The organism is Ruegeria sp. YKSE079 (assembly GCF_059612845.1).
In genome coordinates this window covers 112724-127725 of sequence record NZ_JBXWRJ010000008.1, presented here as the reverse complement: position 1 = coordinate 127725, position 15002 = coordinate 112724, and the positions used below count along the sequence as shown (strand labels likewise).

General features: G+C 59.8%; 12 protein-coding genes. 5 read left to right on the top strand and 7 right to left on the bottom strand.

Features of this window, described 5'->3' with window-relative positions; genetic code table 11:
• Positions 1-15: 15 nt before the first annotated feature.
• The 5 genes from rodA to AC2FMY_RS09460 form a co-directional block, all read right to left on the bottom strand.
• Positions 16-1155, bottom strand: a complete 1140-nt coding sequence (gene rodA, locus AC2FMY_RS09480) for a rod shape-determining protein RodA (RefSeq protein ID WP_480751784.1) — start codon at positions 1153-1155, stop codon at positions 16-18.
• Positions 1152-3098 (bottom strand): penicillin-binding protein 2, encoded by a 1947-nt coding sequence (gene mrdA / locus AC2FMY_RS09475; protein ID WP_480751785.1) that lies wholly within the window; start codon positions 3096-3098, stop codon positions 1152-1154. Before mrdA ends, rodA begins: the two co-directional genes overlap by 4 nt.
• Positions 3095-3634 carry a rod shape-determining protein MreD gene (locus tag AC2FMY_RS09470; RefSeq protein ID WP_496807309.1) on the bottom strand — a complete coding sequence of 180 codons (540 nt, stop codon included), beginning with the start codon at positions 3632-3634 and terminating at the stop codon, positions 3095-3097. The genes mrdA and AC2FMY_RS09470 overlap by 4 nt, the downstream gene beginning before the upstream one ends.
• Positions 3627-4529 carry a rod shape-determining protein MreC gene (gene mreC, locus AC2FMY_RS09465; protein ID WP_480751787.1) on the bottom strand — a complete coding sequence of 301 codons (903 nt, stop codon included), beginning with the start codon at positions 4527-4529 and terminating at the stop codon, positions 3627-3629. Before mreC ends, AC2FMY_RS09470 begins: the two co-directional genes overlap by 8 nt.
• 61 nt (positions 4530-4590) lie before the next feature.
• Positions 4591-5637 (bottom strand): rod shape-determining protein, encoded by a 1047-nt coding sequence (locus AC2FMY_RS09460; protein ID WP_480751789.1) that lies wholly within the window; start codon positions 5635-5637, stop codon positions 4591-4593.
• Between the two features lie 154 nt (positions 5638-5791).
• On the opposite strand from AC2FMY_RS09460, the gene AC2FMY_RS09455 reads away from it, so the two are divergent.
• Together AC2FMY_RS09455 and AC2FMY_RS09450 are read left to right on the top strand one after the other, a co-directional pair.
• Positions 5792-6577 (top strand): 23S rRNA (adenine(2030)-N(6))-methyltransferase RlmJ, encoded by a 786-nt coding sequence (locus AC2FMY_RS09455; protein WP_480751790.1) that lies wholly within the window; start codon positions 5792-5794, stop codon positions 6575-6577.
• 114 nt (positions 6578-6691) lie between these two features.
• The gene (locus AC2FMY_RS09450) at positions 6692-8434 is read left to right on the top strand and encodes an adenylate/guanylate cyclase domain-containing protein (protein ID WP_480751791.1); all 1743 of its coding nucleotides are present in this window, start codon (positions 6692-6694) and stop codon (positions 8432-8434) included.
• 58 nt (positions 8435-8492) lie between these two features.
• Here the strand turns inward: AC2FMY_RS09450 and AC2FMY_RS09445 are convergent, their stop codons facing one another.
• On the bottom strand, positions 8493-10064 hold the full coding sequence (locus AC2FMY_RS09445; RefSeq protein WP_496807308.1) for a 2-isopropylmalate synthase: 1572 nt from the start codon (positions 10062-10064) through the stop codon (positions 8493-8495).
• 379 nt (positions 10065-10443) lie between these two features.
• On the bottom strand, positions 10444-11886 hold the full coding sequence (locus AC2FMY_RS09440) for an MORN repeat-containing protein (protein ID WP_496748576.1): 1443 nt from the start codon (positions 11884-11886) through the stop codon (positions 10444-10446).
• Positions 11887-12046: 160 nt separating this feature from the next.
• Here AC2FMY_RS09440 and AC2FMY_RS09435 point away from each other — a divergent pair, with 160 nt between their 5' ends.
• From AC2FMY_RS09435 to AC2FMY_RS09425, 3 genes are all read left to right on the top strand, one after another.
• Positions 12047-13705 carry an NAD+ synthase gene (locus AC2FMY_RS09435; RefSeq protein ID WP_480751794.1) on the top strand — a complete coding sequence of 553 codons (1659 nt, stop codon included), beginning with the start codon at positions 12047-12049 and terminating at the stop codon, positions 13703-13705.
• Between the two features lie 178 nt (positions 13706-13883).
• A complete protein-coding gene (locus AC2FMY_RS09430; protein ID WP_496807307.1) occupies positions 13884-14522 on the top strand; it encodes a hypothetical protein in 639 nt (212 codons plus the stop codon).
• Positions 14523-14792: 270 nt separating this feature from the next.
• Positions 14793-14996, top strand: a complete 204-nt coding sequence (locus AC2FMY_RS09425) for a hypothetical protein (protein ID WP_496807306.1) — start codon at positions 14793-14795, stop codon at positions 14994-14996.
• Positions 14997-15002 lie beyond the last annotated feature (6 nt).

Here is a 15002-nt window from a genome sequence, read left to right as displayed (position 1 = left end):
CACAGCTTTCGGCGGTTATCGGGGATTGTGGATGTGAGCGCTTTGCACGATGCCAAAGGCTGCCATCAGAACCAACATCGCCGACCCGCCATAGCTGACCATCGGCAGCGGGACGCCAACGACGGGGGCCAGGCCCATCACCATGGACATGTTGACCGCGAAGAACAGAAAGAAGTTGAGCGAGATTCCGAGCGTGACCAGTGACGAGAAACGGTCTTTTGTTTTCAGCGCCGTGGCCAGGCAGAACACCAGTATCAGCGTATAAAGGGACAGAAGCGAAAAGCCGCCCACGAACCCGAATTCTTCGGCCAGGGTGGTGAAGATGAAGTCGGTGTGCTTTTCGGGCAGAAAATTCAGCCGCGACTGGGTACCCTGCATGAAACCGCGCCCGTTCCAGCCGCCTGACCCCAATGCGATCTTGGACTGGGTGATGTGATATCCGGCACCCAAGGGATCGGTCGAGGGGTCCAGAAAGGTGTCGATGCGGCGGAACTGATAGTCCTTGAGCAGTTGCCAGTCGGTATCCCGACTTTTGAATACTGTGGAAATCAATCCGACGCCCGCCGCGATGACTGCAACAAAATAGGCCCAGTGGACCCCGGCCAGAAACATCAGGCCGCCCCCCGCCGCAAGCAGCAGGATCGACGTGCCAAGATCGGGTTGTTTGAGAACCAGAGCAGTCGGCAAGAGGATCAGAAGTACCGGCAGAAGTACCCAAAGCGGGCGTGATGTCTTGTGCTCGGGCAGCCAATCGTAATAGGCCGCAAGAACCATAACCAAGGTAATCTTCATCAATTCCGACGGTTGCAGCCGCATGAACCCAAGATCGATCCAGCGCTGTGCGCCCATGCCGACCGTGCCCATGATCTCGACCAGAACCAAAAGTGTGATTGAGACCAGATAAGCCAGAACTGACATGTTGCGCCAGAACCAGATTGGGACCATGGCCACCACGAACATGACCACCAACCCAAGCCCAAAGCGCTCGATTTGGGGTTTGGCCCAGGGGGTGAATGAACCGCCCGCCACCGAGTAAAGCATCAGAAACCCGACACTGGCCACGCTGGCCAACAACAGGGTAAGCGGCCAGTTCAAATACAGAAACTTGCGAAACCCGGTGGGCGTGGATTTGACGGAATGCTCAAGATAGCTCATGCACGATCTTTCTCGTCTGGACGTGCCTTAGGTCGCTGATCGCTTTCGATCCTTGCCTGCTGTTCCTTTATTTGTTCGCGATCAGCGACCGGATAAGCTTCGAGCGGCGGAGTTCCCTCGTACAGCGCTTGTAGCATGATGTCCCGCGCAACCGGGGCAGCGGCCTTAGATCCGCCACCGCCATGTTCGACCACGACCGAAACCGCGTACTTGGGATTTTCGAATGGGGCAAAGCAGACAAAAAGCGCGTGGTCTCGGCGTTCCCAAGGAAGGTCCTCGTTCCGGATCACCCCGGCGGCCCGTTCGGCAGCGGTGATGTTGCGTACCTGACTGGTGCCGGTCTTGCCCGCCATCCGAAAGGCGTCTTCGATGATGCGGCTGCGATAGGCCGTACCGCGCCGGTCGTTCGAGACGGCAAACATAGCCCGGCGCAACTGAAGAAGGTTGTTCTGGTTGATGTCCAGCGCCTCACCCGCCCCCGAGGGCTGTTCCATTCCGTCAATGGACTTGACGAGTCGGGGCGTGACCGCGCGACCAGTGGCGATGCGCGCGGACATCACCGCCAACTGCAGCGGCGAGGCCAGCATGAAGCCTTGGCCGATCGATGAGTTCGCCGTATCGCCAATCAGCCATTCCTGACCGTGAACGCGGGATTTCCATTCCTGGTTCGGGGCAAGCCCTTCGGCAACTGCGGACATTGGAATGTCGTGCCTGATGCCCAAGCCGAATTTGTTGGCCATCTCCGATATCCGGTCGATACCGACCTTCAGTGCGACGTCATAGTAATAAACGTCGCAGCTTTGCTTGAGCGAGTTGAGCAGGTTCATGTGCCCATGCCCGCCGCGCTTCCAGCAGTGGAAGCGCCGACTGCCGACCTTGTGGAAACCGGGACAATAGACCGTGTCCTCGGAACCGATAATCCCCGCTTCAAGCGCGGCCATCGCCGTGATCATCTTGAAGGTCGAACCGGGCGGATAAGTGCCCTGAACGCTCTTGTTCGCCAGCGGGCGGTATTTGTTCTCGGTCAGCGCCCGGTAGTCCGCAACAGATATTCCGCTGACGAACAGGTTCGGATCAAAGCTCGGAGCCGAAGCGATGGCTCGCAAATCGCCGGTTTCGCAGTCAATGACAACGGCAGCCGCGCTTTCGCCTGCCAACCGTGCCTGTGCGTATTGTTGCAGGTCCGCGTCGATCGAAAGTTGCAGGTCGGCCCCGGCCTGACCTTCGCGCCGGTCAAGCTCGCGCATGATACGGCCCGTTGCGTTGACCTCGACCCGCTTCGCCCCGGCCTTGCCGCGCAGGATGTCTTCTTTCTTGGCCTCCAGGCCCACCTTGCCGATCTGGAAACGCGGGATGCGCAGCACCGGTTCCGGATCGGACATCTGGCTGAGATCATAGTCGCTGACCGGGCCGACATAGCCTACAACATGCGCGAAATCCTCATAGCGGGGATAGGCGCGGGCCAGACCGACCTCGGGCGTTATGCCGGGCAGGGCGGGCGCGTTGATGGCGACCTTCGAGATATCTTCCCACGTCACGTGATCGGCAAGTGTCACTGGCAGGAAAGGTGCCGAGCGGCGCATCTCGGCGCGGGCACGTTCCAGTTCTTCCTCGCTGAGCGGGATAAGCTTGGAGAGGTTGGCAATGACCTGTTCGACGTCTCCGGCGTCTTCGCGCACGATGACGATTCGATATGAAGGAGAGTTCTGACCGATAATCTTGCCGTTGCGGTCGAAAATCTCTCCTCGGTTCGGTGGGATCAGGCGAATGTTGATCCGGTTTTCCTCGGCCAGAAGACGGAACTGGTCGGCCTGCTCGACCTGCAAGTGTCTCATCCGCATGGTCAGCCCGCCGATGAATGCCGCTTGCATCCCGCCAAGGACCAGTGCGCGCCGTGAAAATCGGCGGTGGATACGGCCAAGCTCTTTGGGATTGCGTTTCATGCGCGACCTCCCAATGCTTCCGTCTCGGCGGAAGTCAGCCGCCTTATGCCAAGGACCGATTGACTGACCCAGACAACAAGCGGATATGCGGCAATGGTCAGAACAAGTTGCAAGGTAACCAGCCAGATCGAAACCAGTTCGACCGAGGTCAGGCCGAGGATGAGGCGATTACCAAGTGTTATCGCGGTGAGAACAGTGGCCACGGTTATCCATTCGCCGACAATACCTGCATCCCGGGTCGTGGCGGAAATCGTCCTCAGATAAGCACAGGCTCCGACAGTCAGAGCAGACAGCAGGCCTGGCGGGCGCTGCAATAAAAGATCTGCCATAAGCATTACAAAGGCGACGAGTAGTATCGGAACATAGTCAGGACGCCGCAATGTCCAGGCAAAGGTCATGGCGAGCAGCAGATCGGGCGGGGCCCATCTGGAGGGCAAAGTGTTCAACGGCAGCAGATGAAAGAACAAGATGACCAAGGCCACCCCGGCATAGAGCGCACGCATCATCCACGGATAAGAGGGTGACAGCCTATCCATCCGCGGCCTCCTCTGGTTGCAACGCAGCCGCAGGGCGGTCCGGCGTCACGATGCCACCGGGATCGGAGATCGGCTGGGCCGGATGATAACGCAGCACGCGCAGAAACTCGAGACGCTCGAAATCCGCAGACAGCCTGACCCGCAGGCGACCTCCGGGGTCTTGGGCGACCTGTCCGATCAGCAAACCAGCGGGAAAGACGCCACCATCCCCCGACGAAACTACGCGGTCTCCGGGGCGCACCAGTTCTCGGTTTTCCAGAAAATCGATTGCGGGGGCGGCGGTGTTGTCCCCGGCCACCAAAGCCGTCTGGCCCGATGGCTGGATTGTGGCAGGTATCGAGCTGGCGGCATCCGTCAACAGGATCACCCGCGCGGTATCGGCGCCGACGCCGGATATCCTCCCGACAAGCCCGATCCCGTCCATCGCAGCCCAGCCGTCGACGATGCCATCCCTCGCCCCCACATTCAGCAGAACCGATTGCCGGAAAGGAGAACCGCTGTCTGCCATCACGACGCCGGTGATATAAGTCAGGCGTGGATCGAGGCGTACGTTGTTGAGATCGAGCAGGCGCGCATTTTCCTGTTCCAGCTGCAACGCGGCTTCTTTCCACGCCCGCATCTGCCGCAATTCGCTGCGCAATTCGCGGTTCTGTTCACTCAGCCGCTGATAACTCTGGAAATCCCGGAAAAGGTTGATGGCACCGGTTACCGGCACCATCGCCCACTCCATGGAGGGGACAACCTCGTCTACGACGTGCGCGCGGAACCTTTCGACCCGGGGGCTGTCTATCCGCCAGACCAGAAAGATGCCGAAAAGGCACAGCAACAAAACCCCCAAAAGCAGGCGGCGCAGGGGGGCGGTAAAGTCGTCACGCTGTGATCGGTCCTTTGCCACGGGACTCCCTCGGGTGCATGTCGCGCCGTTGCGTTGACACTTGGGTCAGAGGGTGCGCGCCTCAGCTGTCGTAGTCAATCGCGTGGCGCAGTTGTTTTTCATATTCCAGGGCTTTTCCGGTGCCGAGCGCAACGCAGTTCAGGCTTTCATCCGCGATGGAAACGGCCAACCCGGTCTGTTCGCGCAGCGCCAGATCCAAATCGCCCAACAGGGCACCACCACCGGTCAGCATCACGCCACGGTCAACGATGTCGGCGGCCAGATCCGGCGGGGTGGTTTCCAACGCGGTCATCACAGCCTCGCAGATCTGCTGCACCGGCTCCGACAGCGCTTCTGCCACCTGCGCCTGGCTGATCTCGATCTCTTTCGGAACGCCGTTCAGCAGGTCGCGACCCCTGATCTGCATTGATTGGCCACGCCCGTCATCGGGCATGCGCGCGGTACCGATTGTGGTCTTGATCCGCTCGGCGGTGGATTCGCCCACCAAAAGGTTCTGTTGGCGGCGCAGATAGTTGATGATTGCCTCGTCCATCCTGTCGCCACCAACGCGGATCGATCGGGCATAGACGATATCGCCTAGGCTGAGCACGGCCACTTCGGTCGTGCCGCCGCCGATATCCACGACCATGTTGCCGGTCGGATCCGTAATCGGCATACCCGCCCCGATGGCCGCTGCAATGGGTTCGGCAATCAGGCCCGCGCGGCGCGCGCCGGCGCTCAGAACGGATTGGCGGATTGCGCGTTTTTCGACAGGGGTGGCACCGTGCGGAACGCAGACGATGACCTTGGGCTTCGAAAAGGTTGAACGCTTGTGCACCTTGCGGATGAAATGCTTGATCATCTCTTCGGCCGTGTCGAAATCCGCGATCACCCCTTCGCGCATCGGGCGGATCGCCTCGATGGAGCCGGGCGTGCGACCAAGCATCAGCTTGGCATCTTCGCCCACGGCAAGCACCTTTTTGACGCCATCCTTGACGTGATAGGCGACCACGGAAGGTTCGCTCAGGATAATGCCGCGGCCCTTGACGTAAACCAGCGTGTTCGCGGTCCCAAGGTCGATAGCCATGTCCGACGAGAACAGGCCGCCCAGATTACCAAAGATCCCCATGTATGTGGTCCTGCTTGCCAAAATTATTCTTGTTCCCACGACTCGACGGGTCGGGGACGGATGACTTATAGGGCGCGAAGCCGCCCGGTAAAAGGGCTGATTCCAATCAAATCAGCGCCTTTTCGCCTCTTTCGGAAGGACTTTAGAAGCAACCATGCTGTCGTATCAACACATTTACCACGCAGGAAATCTGGCGGATGTGCAAAAGCATGCGTTGCTGGCCTCGGCGCTGGAATATCTGACCCGCAAGGACAAACCGCTGAGCTATGTCGAAACCCACGCGGGGCGCGGCCGGTACCAGCTGGACGGGGCTGAGGCCAAACGCACGGGCGAGGCGGCGGCGGGGATCGAACGCGCCCGGCGCGAGGCATGGTTTGATGCGGGCCACCCCCTGACTCGGGCGCTTGAAACGGTGCAGTCGCGATATGGCGAGACGACCTATCCGGGATCTCCGCTGATCGCGGCAAGCCTGTTGCGGTCGCAAGATAGTTTGCATTTTGCAGAACTGCACCCGCAGGAACACGCCGCTTTGGTTGCAACGATGAAACCCTTCGCCGCCAGGGTTTACAGGCAGGACGGGTTCGAACTGGCGCAATCGTTGCTGCCGCCCTCGCCCCGGCGCGGGATGATGTTGATTGATCCAAGCTATGAGGTAAAGTCCGAGTATGACCGCCTGCCCGGCCTTGTCGCGAAAATGCACCGGGCCTGGAACGTCGGCGTCATCGCGCTGTGGTATCCGATCCTGATTGATGCTCGCCACAAGGCCATGTTGCAGGCACTGGAAGGGCAGAGCCTGCCCAAAACGCTGCGCCACGAAGTGCGGTTTCCGCCTGTGCGCGAGGGGCACAGGATGATCGGCTCGGGCATGTTTTTTGTGAATGCTCCCTTTGGTCTTGAGGATGAAATTGCACGGCTTGACCGGATCTTTGGACGCCTCTGAGGCAACCGCCATCACGGATGTGGCGTCCGGAATGATCCTGCATAGGTTGCGCTCCATCAAAACCCTTGGATATCTACCCGCACCGAGCCTAGAATGCCCTGACGGAGGGGCGCGATGGATCGAAGACTGGCTGCCGTATTGGCCGCAGACATGGTTGGGTACAGCCGATTGATGGAAGCCGATGAGGCGGGAACGCTCGCCCGGCTCAGGACACATCGCATCGAACTGATCGATCCGGCAATCACCAAGAATCGCGGTAAGATCATCAAGACGACGGGGGACGGAATGCTGGTGGAATTCGCCAGTGCGCTTGATGCCGTTGCTTGTGCCGTCGAAGTCCAGAGCCGGATGCTTCGCCGCAATATCGATGTTCCCGAAAGTCAGCGCATCCAGTTTCGGATCGGCATCAATCTGGGTGATATCATATTCGAAGAAAACGACATCTTTGGCAGTGGCGTCAACGTCGCCGCGCGGCTGGAACAGGCGGCAGGGGTGGGCGACGTCGTGATTTCGGGCGCCGTACACGATCAGGTTCGTCAGCAAATGGAGCTGGGTTTCGAAGATTTGGGAGAGCTCGCGCTCAAGAATATTTCGCACGCGGTGCACGCCTATCGCGTAGAACTGGACAAGCCCAAGGCAAGCTCGGCTTCCAAAGACACTTCGAAAGACGAAGACACCCGCGTTGTGAAACCCACAATCGCGGTCCTGCCTTTTGCCAATATGAGCGGCGATACCGAGCAGGAGTTCTTTGTCGATGGCCTGACCGAGGATCTGTTGACCGAGCTCAGCCGCCGACGCGAGCTGTTTGTCATCTCGCGAAACTCGGTTTTCGTCTACAAGGGGCAGTCGGTCAATATTCGCGAGGTGGCCGGGAAACTTGGGGCCCAGTACATTGTCGAAGGCAGCGTGCGAAAGGCCGGAAACCGGGTCAGAATCACCGTCCAGTTGATCGACAGCGTGAACGATGCGCATATCTGGGCCGAAAAATACGACCGTGAGCTGGATGATATCTTTACCCTGCAGGACGAGATTACCGCGGCCGTTGTCGCAACCCTCCCCGGACGGATTGAGGCGTCGAAAACGGATGAACTGGCGCGGAAAAAACCGTCGAGCCTTGCCGCATATGAGTGTGTTCTGGCGGCCAAGGTACTGCACCACCGCAGCACGCCCACAGACAATGCCGAGGCGGTCAAGCTGGTGGATCGGGCCATTGAGCTGGACCCCGATTATGCTCATGCCCACGCGTGGCGAGGCTGTATCCGGGGGCAGGCCTGGGGCTATGGCTGGGATCCGGACACGGTTGCGGCCCTGGCCGATGCCGAAGGCTCGATCAAAAAAGCCGCTTCGCTCGACGACAACGACCCGGATGTTCACCGTCTGATGGCGGCCTTGGAGATTGTGCGCAATAACCTCGGCAAGGCCCGCTATCATCAGGAACGCGCGCTGTCACTCAATCCGAATTACGATCTGGTCGTCGTGCAGATGGGCGAATTGCTGACATGGATGGGCAAGCCCGACGAAGGGGCCGAATGGATCGAAAAGGCAATGCGCTTGAACCCGCATCACCCACCCCGGTTCTGGAGCCACCTTGGCAAGGCGCATTTCTGCGGCCGTCACTATGAACAAGCGATTGACGATTTCCAGCACCTGACCGATCTGGACATAACGCAAAACGCGTTTGTCGCTGCATGCCATGCATGGTTGGGGAATGAGACCGAGGCGAAACGGCATGCCGACGCCGTTCGGGCGGCCAACCCCGATTTCAAGATCAGCGAATTGTTGGCGACGCTACATTATACGCGCGACGAAGACATAAAACATTTCCAACAGGGTCTGGAAAACGCCGGACTATCCTGAGTTGCCCCGAGAAAATGGCGAGCGGACCCGATCAAGGCCCGCTCTTGATCATAATTGATCAGGTCAGGTCCTTGTAGCTGATCTCGCGCGTATCTGCGCCCGGCCCCGCCTTTTCCCGGCGCACGATCAGGCGGTTTAGAGCGTTGATATAGGCCTTGGCCGAAGCAACCACCGTATCGGTGTTGGCCGACTGGCCGGTAGCGATCATGCCATCCTCTTCCAGGCGCACGGAAACGGTGGCCTGCGCATCCGTTCCTTCGGTCACCGCGTGCACCTGATAAAGCTGCAGGTGCGCCTTGTTGGGGTAAAGCGCGCGGATCGCCTTGAACGATGCGTCAACAGGCCCGTCGCCATGTTCGGTGGCGCTGACATCCCTGCCGTCGATTTCCATTTCGATGGTGGATTCCGCAGGGCCGCCGGTGCCGCAGACGACCTTCATCGACACCAGTTGCAGATGATCCCTGGCATCGCCGCCCGAATGCATGAGCGCGATGAGGTCATCGTCAAATACCTCTTTCTTGCGGTCCGCCAATTCCTTGAACCGAACGAAGATGTCCTTGAGCTGATTATCCCCAACCTCGTAGCCAAGATTGTTCAGCTTGTCCTTCAGAGCGGCGCGGCCCGAGTGTTTGCCGAGCGGCAAGGACGTTCCGGAGAGGCCGATATCCTCGGGGCGCATGATCTCGAAGTTTTCGCGGTTCTTGAGCATGCCGTCCTGATGGATACCGCTTTCATGGGCAAAGGCATTCTTGCCGACAATCGCCTTGTTGAATTGCACTGGGAAGCCCGACACCGTCGCGACGCGGCGCGAGATATGCATGATCTTGGTGGTGTCGATCCCGGTGTGCCAGGGCATGATGTCGTTGCGGGTCTTCAGCGCCATCACCACCTCTTCGAGTGCTGTGTTTCCGGCGCGTTCGCCCAAGCCATTGATAGTGCATTCGATCTGGCGCGCGCCGCCTGCAACGGCAGCCAGGGCATTCGCGGTCGCCATGCCCAGATCGTTGTGGCAATGGGTGGCGAAGACCACCTCATCTGCACCGGGGACGGTTTCGATCAGGCGCTTGATCAGATCGGCGCTTTCCATCGGCGCGGTATAGCCGACCGTATCGGGAATGTTGATTGTGGTGGCTCCTGCCTTGATCGCAATCTCGATCACGCGGCAGAGATAGTCCCACTCGGTCCGGGTTGCGTCCATCGGCGACCATTGCACGTTTTCACACAGATTGCGGGCGTGGCTGACGGTCTCGTGGATCTTTTCGGCCATCTCGTCCTGGGTCAGGTTCGGGATGGCGCGGTGCAGCGGTGAGGTGCCGATAAAGGTGTGGATGCGGTTCTTTTCCGCGTGTTTCACCGCCTCCCAGCAGCGGTCGATGTCGGCGAAATTGGCGCGGGCCAGACCGCAAATGCGGCTGTTTTTCGAGCGCTGGGCGATTTCGGAGACCGCCTTGAAGTCGCCTTCGGAGGCGATGGGAAACCCGGCTTCGATGATGTCCACGCCCATTTCGTCGAGCAATTCGGCGATTTCGAGCTTTTCGTCATGGGTCATGGTGGCGCCGGGGCTTTGTTCGCCGTCGCGGAGCGTGGTGTCGAAGATCAAGACGCGGTCTTGGTCGGTCACGTTGGTCATGTCGGTGTCTTTCTTGTCTGTCCTAAAGCCATTTGGCGCGCGGGCGTCCTCCTCTGAGCGGGCGCGCCGGGTGGCACGCTCAGAGGCGGATTAGGATCAGTAGGCCACGCAGAATCGCGCCACGGGTGGTGACGTCGGTGGAGGAGATATCTGCGCGGTTGATCATGAGGCGGAGTTTATACAGCCCCGTGCGGGAATGGGAAGCGGCAAAATGACCGAAATGTACATGGTTCAGACCACGGGTTGTCCGAAATGTACCGATTGCAGAGACGGTGGGAAAATCGAGCGCCTGCGGCGCGCTCTATTGGATTTTCGTTGAGCGACACTGTCCCTCAAACTCCCTGTGGTATTTGCGACCAGAAAGAAGCGGCGAAGCGGGTCAGTCGCTTTGCGTCGTGCCGTCGGCGGGTGCCGGTTGAGCGGTTTCGTCGTTCTGGACCAGCGCGCCGTTTTCCCATGTGCCGGTTTCTTCCTGACCGTCGGAATAACGCATCCGGCCTTCGCCCTGGCGTTTGCCGTTCAGGAAGCTGCCCTCGTAGACGTCGCCATTGGCATAGGTGGCGGTGCCGATGCCGGTGATCTTGCCTTCGGTCCACTGGCCGGAATACCGGAACCCGTCCGTCATCACGATCTCGCCCTGACCGTGGCGCTGGCCGTTGGCGTATTGGCCGGTATAAACCGATCCGTCGGGATAGGTGGCCTTGCCTTCGCCGTGGCGCAGCCCGTTGGCCCAGTCGCCGTCATAGCGATAGCCGTCGGGGTATGTCATCACGCCCTTGCCGTGATTGCGGGCGTTGCGGAACTGGCCCTTGTAGACGATGCCGTTGGCATAGACCGTGGTGCCGTCGCCCTCGATCACGCCGGCGATCCAGTCGCCGTCATAGCTGGACCCGTCGGGATAGGTGATCTTGCCCTTGCCTTCGGCCAGATCGGCCTGGAAGGCACCGACATAGATCGAGCCGTCGGGATAGGTCATGCGGCCGTTGCCTTCGATCTGGCCATTGGTCCAGTCGCCGGTATAGCGGAAGCCGTCGGTCCCGACGAAGGTGCCCTGCCCGTGGCGCTGATCGTCCAGAAAGTCGCCCTCGTAGACGTCGCCATCCGCGCCGATGGTCTTGCCCTTGCCTTCGCGGCGGCCGTCGCGGAACGCGCCTTCGTAGACGTCGCCGTTGGGATAGGACAGCGTTCCGGCCCCGCTCATCTGGCCATTGGACCAGTCGCCGGTATAGGACACGCCGTCGGAAAACTGGACCGTGCCGGTACCATTCCGGACGCCGCCGCGCACGTCGCCCTCGTAGACAGAGCCGTCGGCATAGGTGAACTTGCCCTTGCCGTCCTGCTGGCCATCGACCCAGTCGCCTTCGTAGACGTAGTTGTCGGCGACACGCAGCGTTCCCTTGCCATGGTGCAGGCCATTCCTGAATTCGCCTTTGTACTGGCTGCCGCTGGTGAAGACCGCAAGGCCAGCGCCGTCAAAAACGCCGTCCTTCCATTCACCTTCATAGGTGCCGCCGTCGGCATAGACGATCTTGCCCTGCCCGTGCGGTTTGCCCTTGGCAAACTCGCCCTCATAGACAGAGCCGTCGGGAAAGCGCGCGGTGCCCTTGCCTTCGATCTCGCCCTCGATCCACTGGCCGGTATATTCGTAGCCGTTGGGCAGGCGATAGGTGCCAATGCCGTGCTGCAATCCACCTTTGAAGGTGCCCTCATAGACGCCGCCGACTTCGTCTTCGGTGGTCAGGATCTGATCATCTTGGGCCCAGGCGGTTCCGGCCAGCGCGGCGAATGCCGCCGTTGCCATAGTTTTGCGGATCGAGACCATCGCTGCCCCTGTTTGCCTTGATTGCATCAAAAATACGCTGCTCGGTAGGCCGAAACTTAGGATACCGGGGAGGGCGGGGCAATGTCTTTTGCTCCATTGGCCTTTTCCTCGGGGCGCGATCTGGTAAATGGCTTTGAATGGATGAGAGCAGGGGGGCGTCATGGCCGACCGTTTCCGTATCACTCTGGCGCAGCTCAACCCGGTGGTGGGCGACCTGTCAGGCAATGCCGACAAGGCCTTGCAGGCCTGGGAGCTTGGGCGCGCGGCGGGGGCCGATCTGGTAGCCCTGCCCGAGATGTTCATTTCCGGATACAACACGCAGGATCTGGTGATGAAGCCTGCGTTCCATGACACCGCGATCGCGATGATCGAGACCCTGGCCGAGGAATGCGCCGACGGCCCGGCACTTGCCATCGGCGGGCCTTGGGTTGAGGAAGGCAAGCTGTATAACGCCTATCTGATTCTGAAGGGCGGCAAGATTGCCAGCCGGGCGCTGAAGCATCACCTGCCAAACGAGACCGTTTTCGACGAGGTGCGCATTTATGACGCCGGACCTTTGGGGGGGCCGTATTCGGTGGGCAACACGCGTGTCGGCAGCCCGATCTGCGAAGATGCCTGGCACGAGGATGTGGCGGAAACACTGGCGGAAACCGGGGCGGAGTTCCTGTTGATCCCGAACGGGTCGCCCTATTTCCGCAACAAGACCGAACTTCGCATCAATCAGATGGTGGCGCGGGTTGTCGAAACCGGTTTGCCGTTGATCTATCTCAACATGGTTGGCGGGCAAGATGACCAGGTGTTCGACGGGGGCACCTTTGCGCTGAACCCCGGCGGTGAACTGGCGTTGCGGATGCCGGTGTTTGACGAGGCGGTGACCCATCTTGATCTGCAGCGTGGCGACGATGGCTGGCGTATCGTCCCCGGCGAGATCGCGCCGCAGCCCGACGAATGGGAGCAGGATTACCGCACCATGGTGCAGTCGTTGCGCGACTACATGGCCAAGACCGGGTTCAAGAAGGCGGTTCTGGGCCTGTCGGGCGGTGTGGATTCGGCGCTGGTCGCGGCCATCGCGGTGGATGCGCTGGGGGCCGGGAACGTGCGTTGTGTCATGCTGCCGTCGGAATATACCAGCCCCGGGTCTCTGGAGGATGCCGAGGCGGTGGCGAAGGCGCTGGGCGTCCGGTACGATCATGTTCCGATTTCGGAAAGCCGGGCGGCGGTAACACGCACGCTGGCGCCGGTGTTCGAGGGGCTGCAGCCGGACATCACCGAGGAAAACATCCAGTCGCGCCTGCGCGGGCTGTTGTTGATGGCGATATCGAACAAGTTTGGCGAGATGCTGTTGACCACTGGCAACAAATCCGAGATCGCGGTGGGCTATGCCACGATCTATGGCGACATGAACGGGGGCTACAACCCGATCAAGGACCTTTACAAGACGCGGGTGTTCGAGACCTGCCGTTGGCGCAATGCCAATCACCGCGACTGGATGATGGGGCCCGGGGGCGAGGTGATCCGGCCTTCGGTCATCGACAAGCCGCCGAGTGCGGAACTGCGCGAAGACCAGAAAGACAGCGACAGCCTGCCGGATTATCCGGTGCTGGATGGGATTCTGGACATTCTTGTGGATCAGGACGGCTCGATTGCCGATTGCGTCGCTGCCGGGTTTGAGCGCGACGTGGCCAAGCGGGTCGAGCATCTGCTGTATATCAGTGAATACAAACGCTTTCAGTCCGCCCCCGGCGCGCGCCTGACCCAGCGGTCGTTCTGGCTGGACCGGCGCTATCCCATCGTCAATCGCTGGCGCGATCCGAGCTGAAGCCGATATTCGGCCCCTCTTTTGCCTTAATTTTGCCATCTATGCGGCGAAAATGTCGGGTTGCAGGCAGGATTGCCGCAAGAGGGGTGATTCAATTCACGGATTTCAGGAGTATTGTTTCCACCTTCAGTGAAGTAGCGGTGATTTGGCCGAGCATTTGGGGGAATGCGAGGGGTCAATGTTGGAAGAATTTGACAAACCGATTCATACCGCGCCGAGGCTGGCCTCGATGCGGGGCGCGAAGCGGAGTTTGGACGAAAAAAGAACGGATGCAGCGATCAACGCCATCCTGAGCGGCAAGTCGCTTGAACCGGTCGAAGAGCGGAGCGGCTGGATCACGGCGCCCGAGCCCGTGCGGCCCCGGAAGGAGCCTGCAACCGAGAAACCGGCCAGGAAGAAGGGCGGTTTCATCGGACCGATTCCCGTGCGGGAAAACCGGTATGAGCCGACCTGGCTGCATGTGTTCATCGCGACGGTCGCGCTGATCATGCTGTGGCAACCATTGCTGTTGCCGTTGCTTGTTGCCCTGTTTCTGGTCGTGGTTCTGGTGTCTTACTGGACTTTGGGACATGAACGGGTGGTCGAGTTGGCAGGGCACGGGATGGATTGGCTGGAACTCAGGCGCCCCGACCTGGCGGGCCGAATCAGGCAACGATTGATCCGGGTGTCGAAATTCGCGGGCCGGATCGTTGATGTTCTGCCCGCGCGCTGGACCGAGGGGCTGTACCTGCCGGATTTCGAACCCGCCGACGACCTGCCCGAGAAAATGCGCAGCGACCCCTTTGAGCGGCTCAAGGGAACTCGCCGCGATCCGTGACATTTGAAGTGAAAAGGCGCTGCCTTTGCGGTGCCGGGTAGACTGAAAAGACAATCGCCACCGCGCGGTTGTTTTTTCTTCGGGGACAAACTGTTTCCAAAATGTACTAGAATTGCCACATTTGTGACACAATTAAGGTTCAATTTGGCCTCAACTGGGGCGGAATTGACATATTGTGAGTGGGTTAGCCACCTTTCTCAATTCCTGAGAGCATGAAGAGTTTTTGGATTCCGGGATCAAATCCGGAAGGTATCGAGTGTTTTGGGACCAGTGTTTGGTGGTGTGATGTTAAATGGTTATGACAAGCCTCTCCATTCCTTGCCGGAATGGAAATTGATGCGTTCTTTTGGGTGCAAGTTCGACGAAATTGGCATCGACAAAGCGATTGCCAATGTTTTGGGGGACCCGCACAACAAGCCGCGCAAGAGGGGGCGCCCGCTGTGGTTGGGTGAAGAATGGCGGGTCGAGGAGTGATGCCAC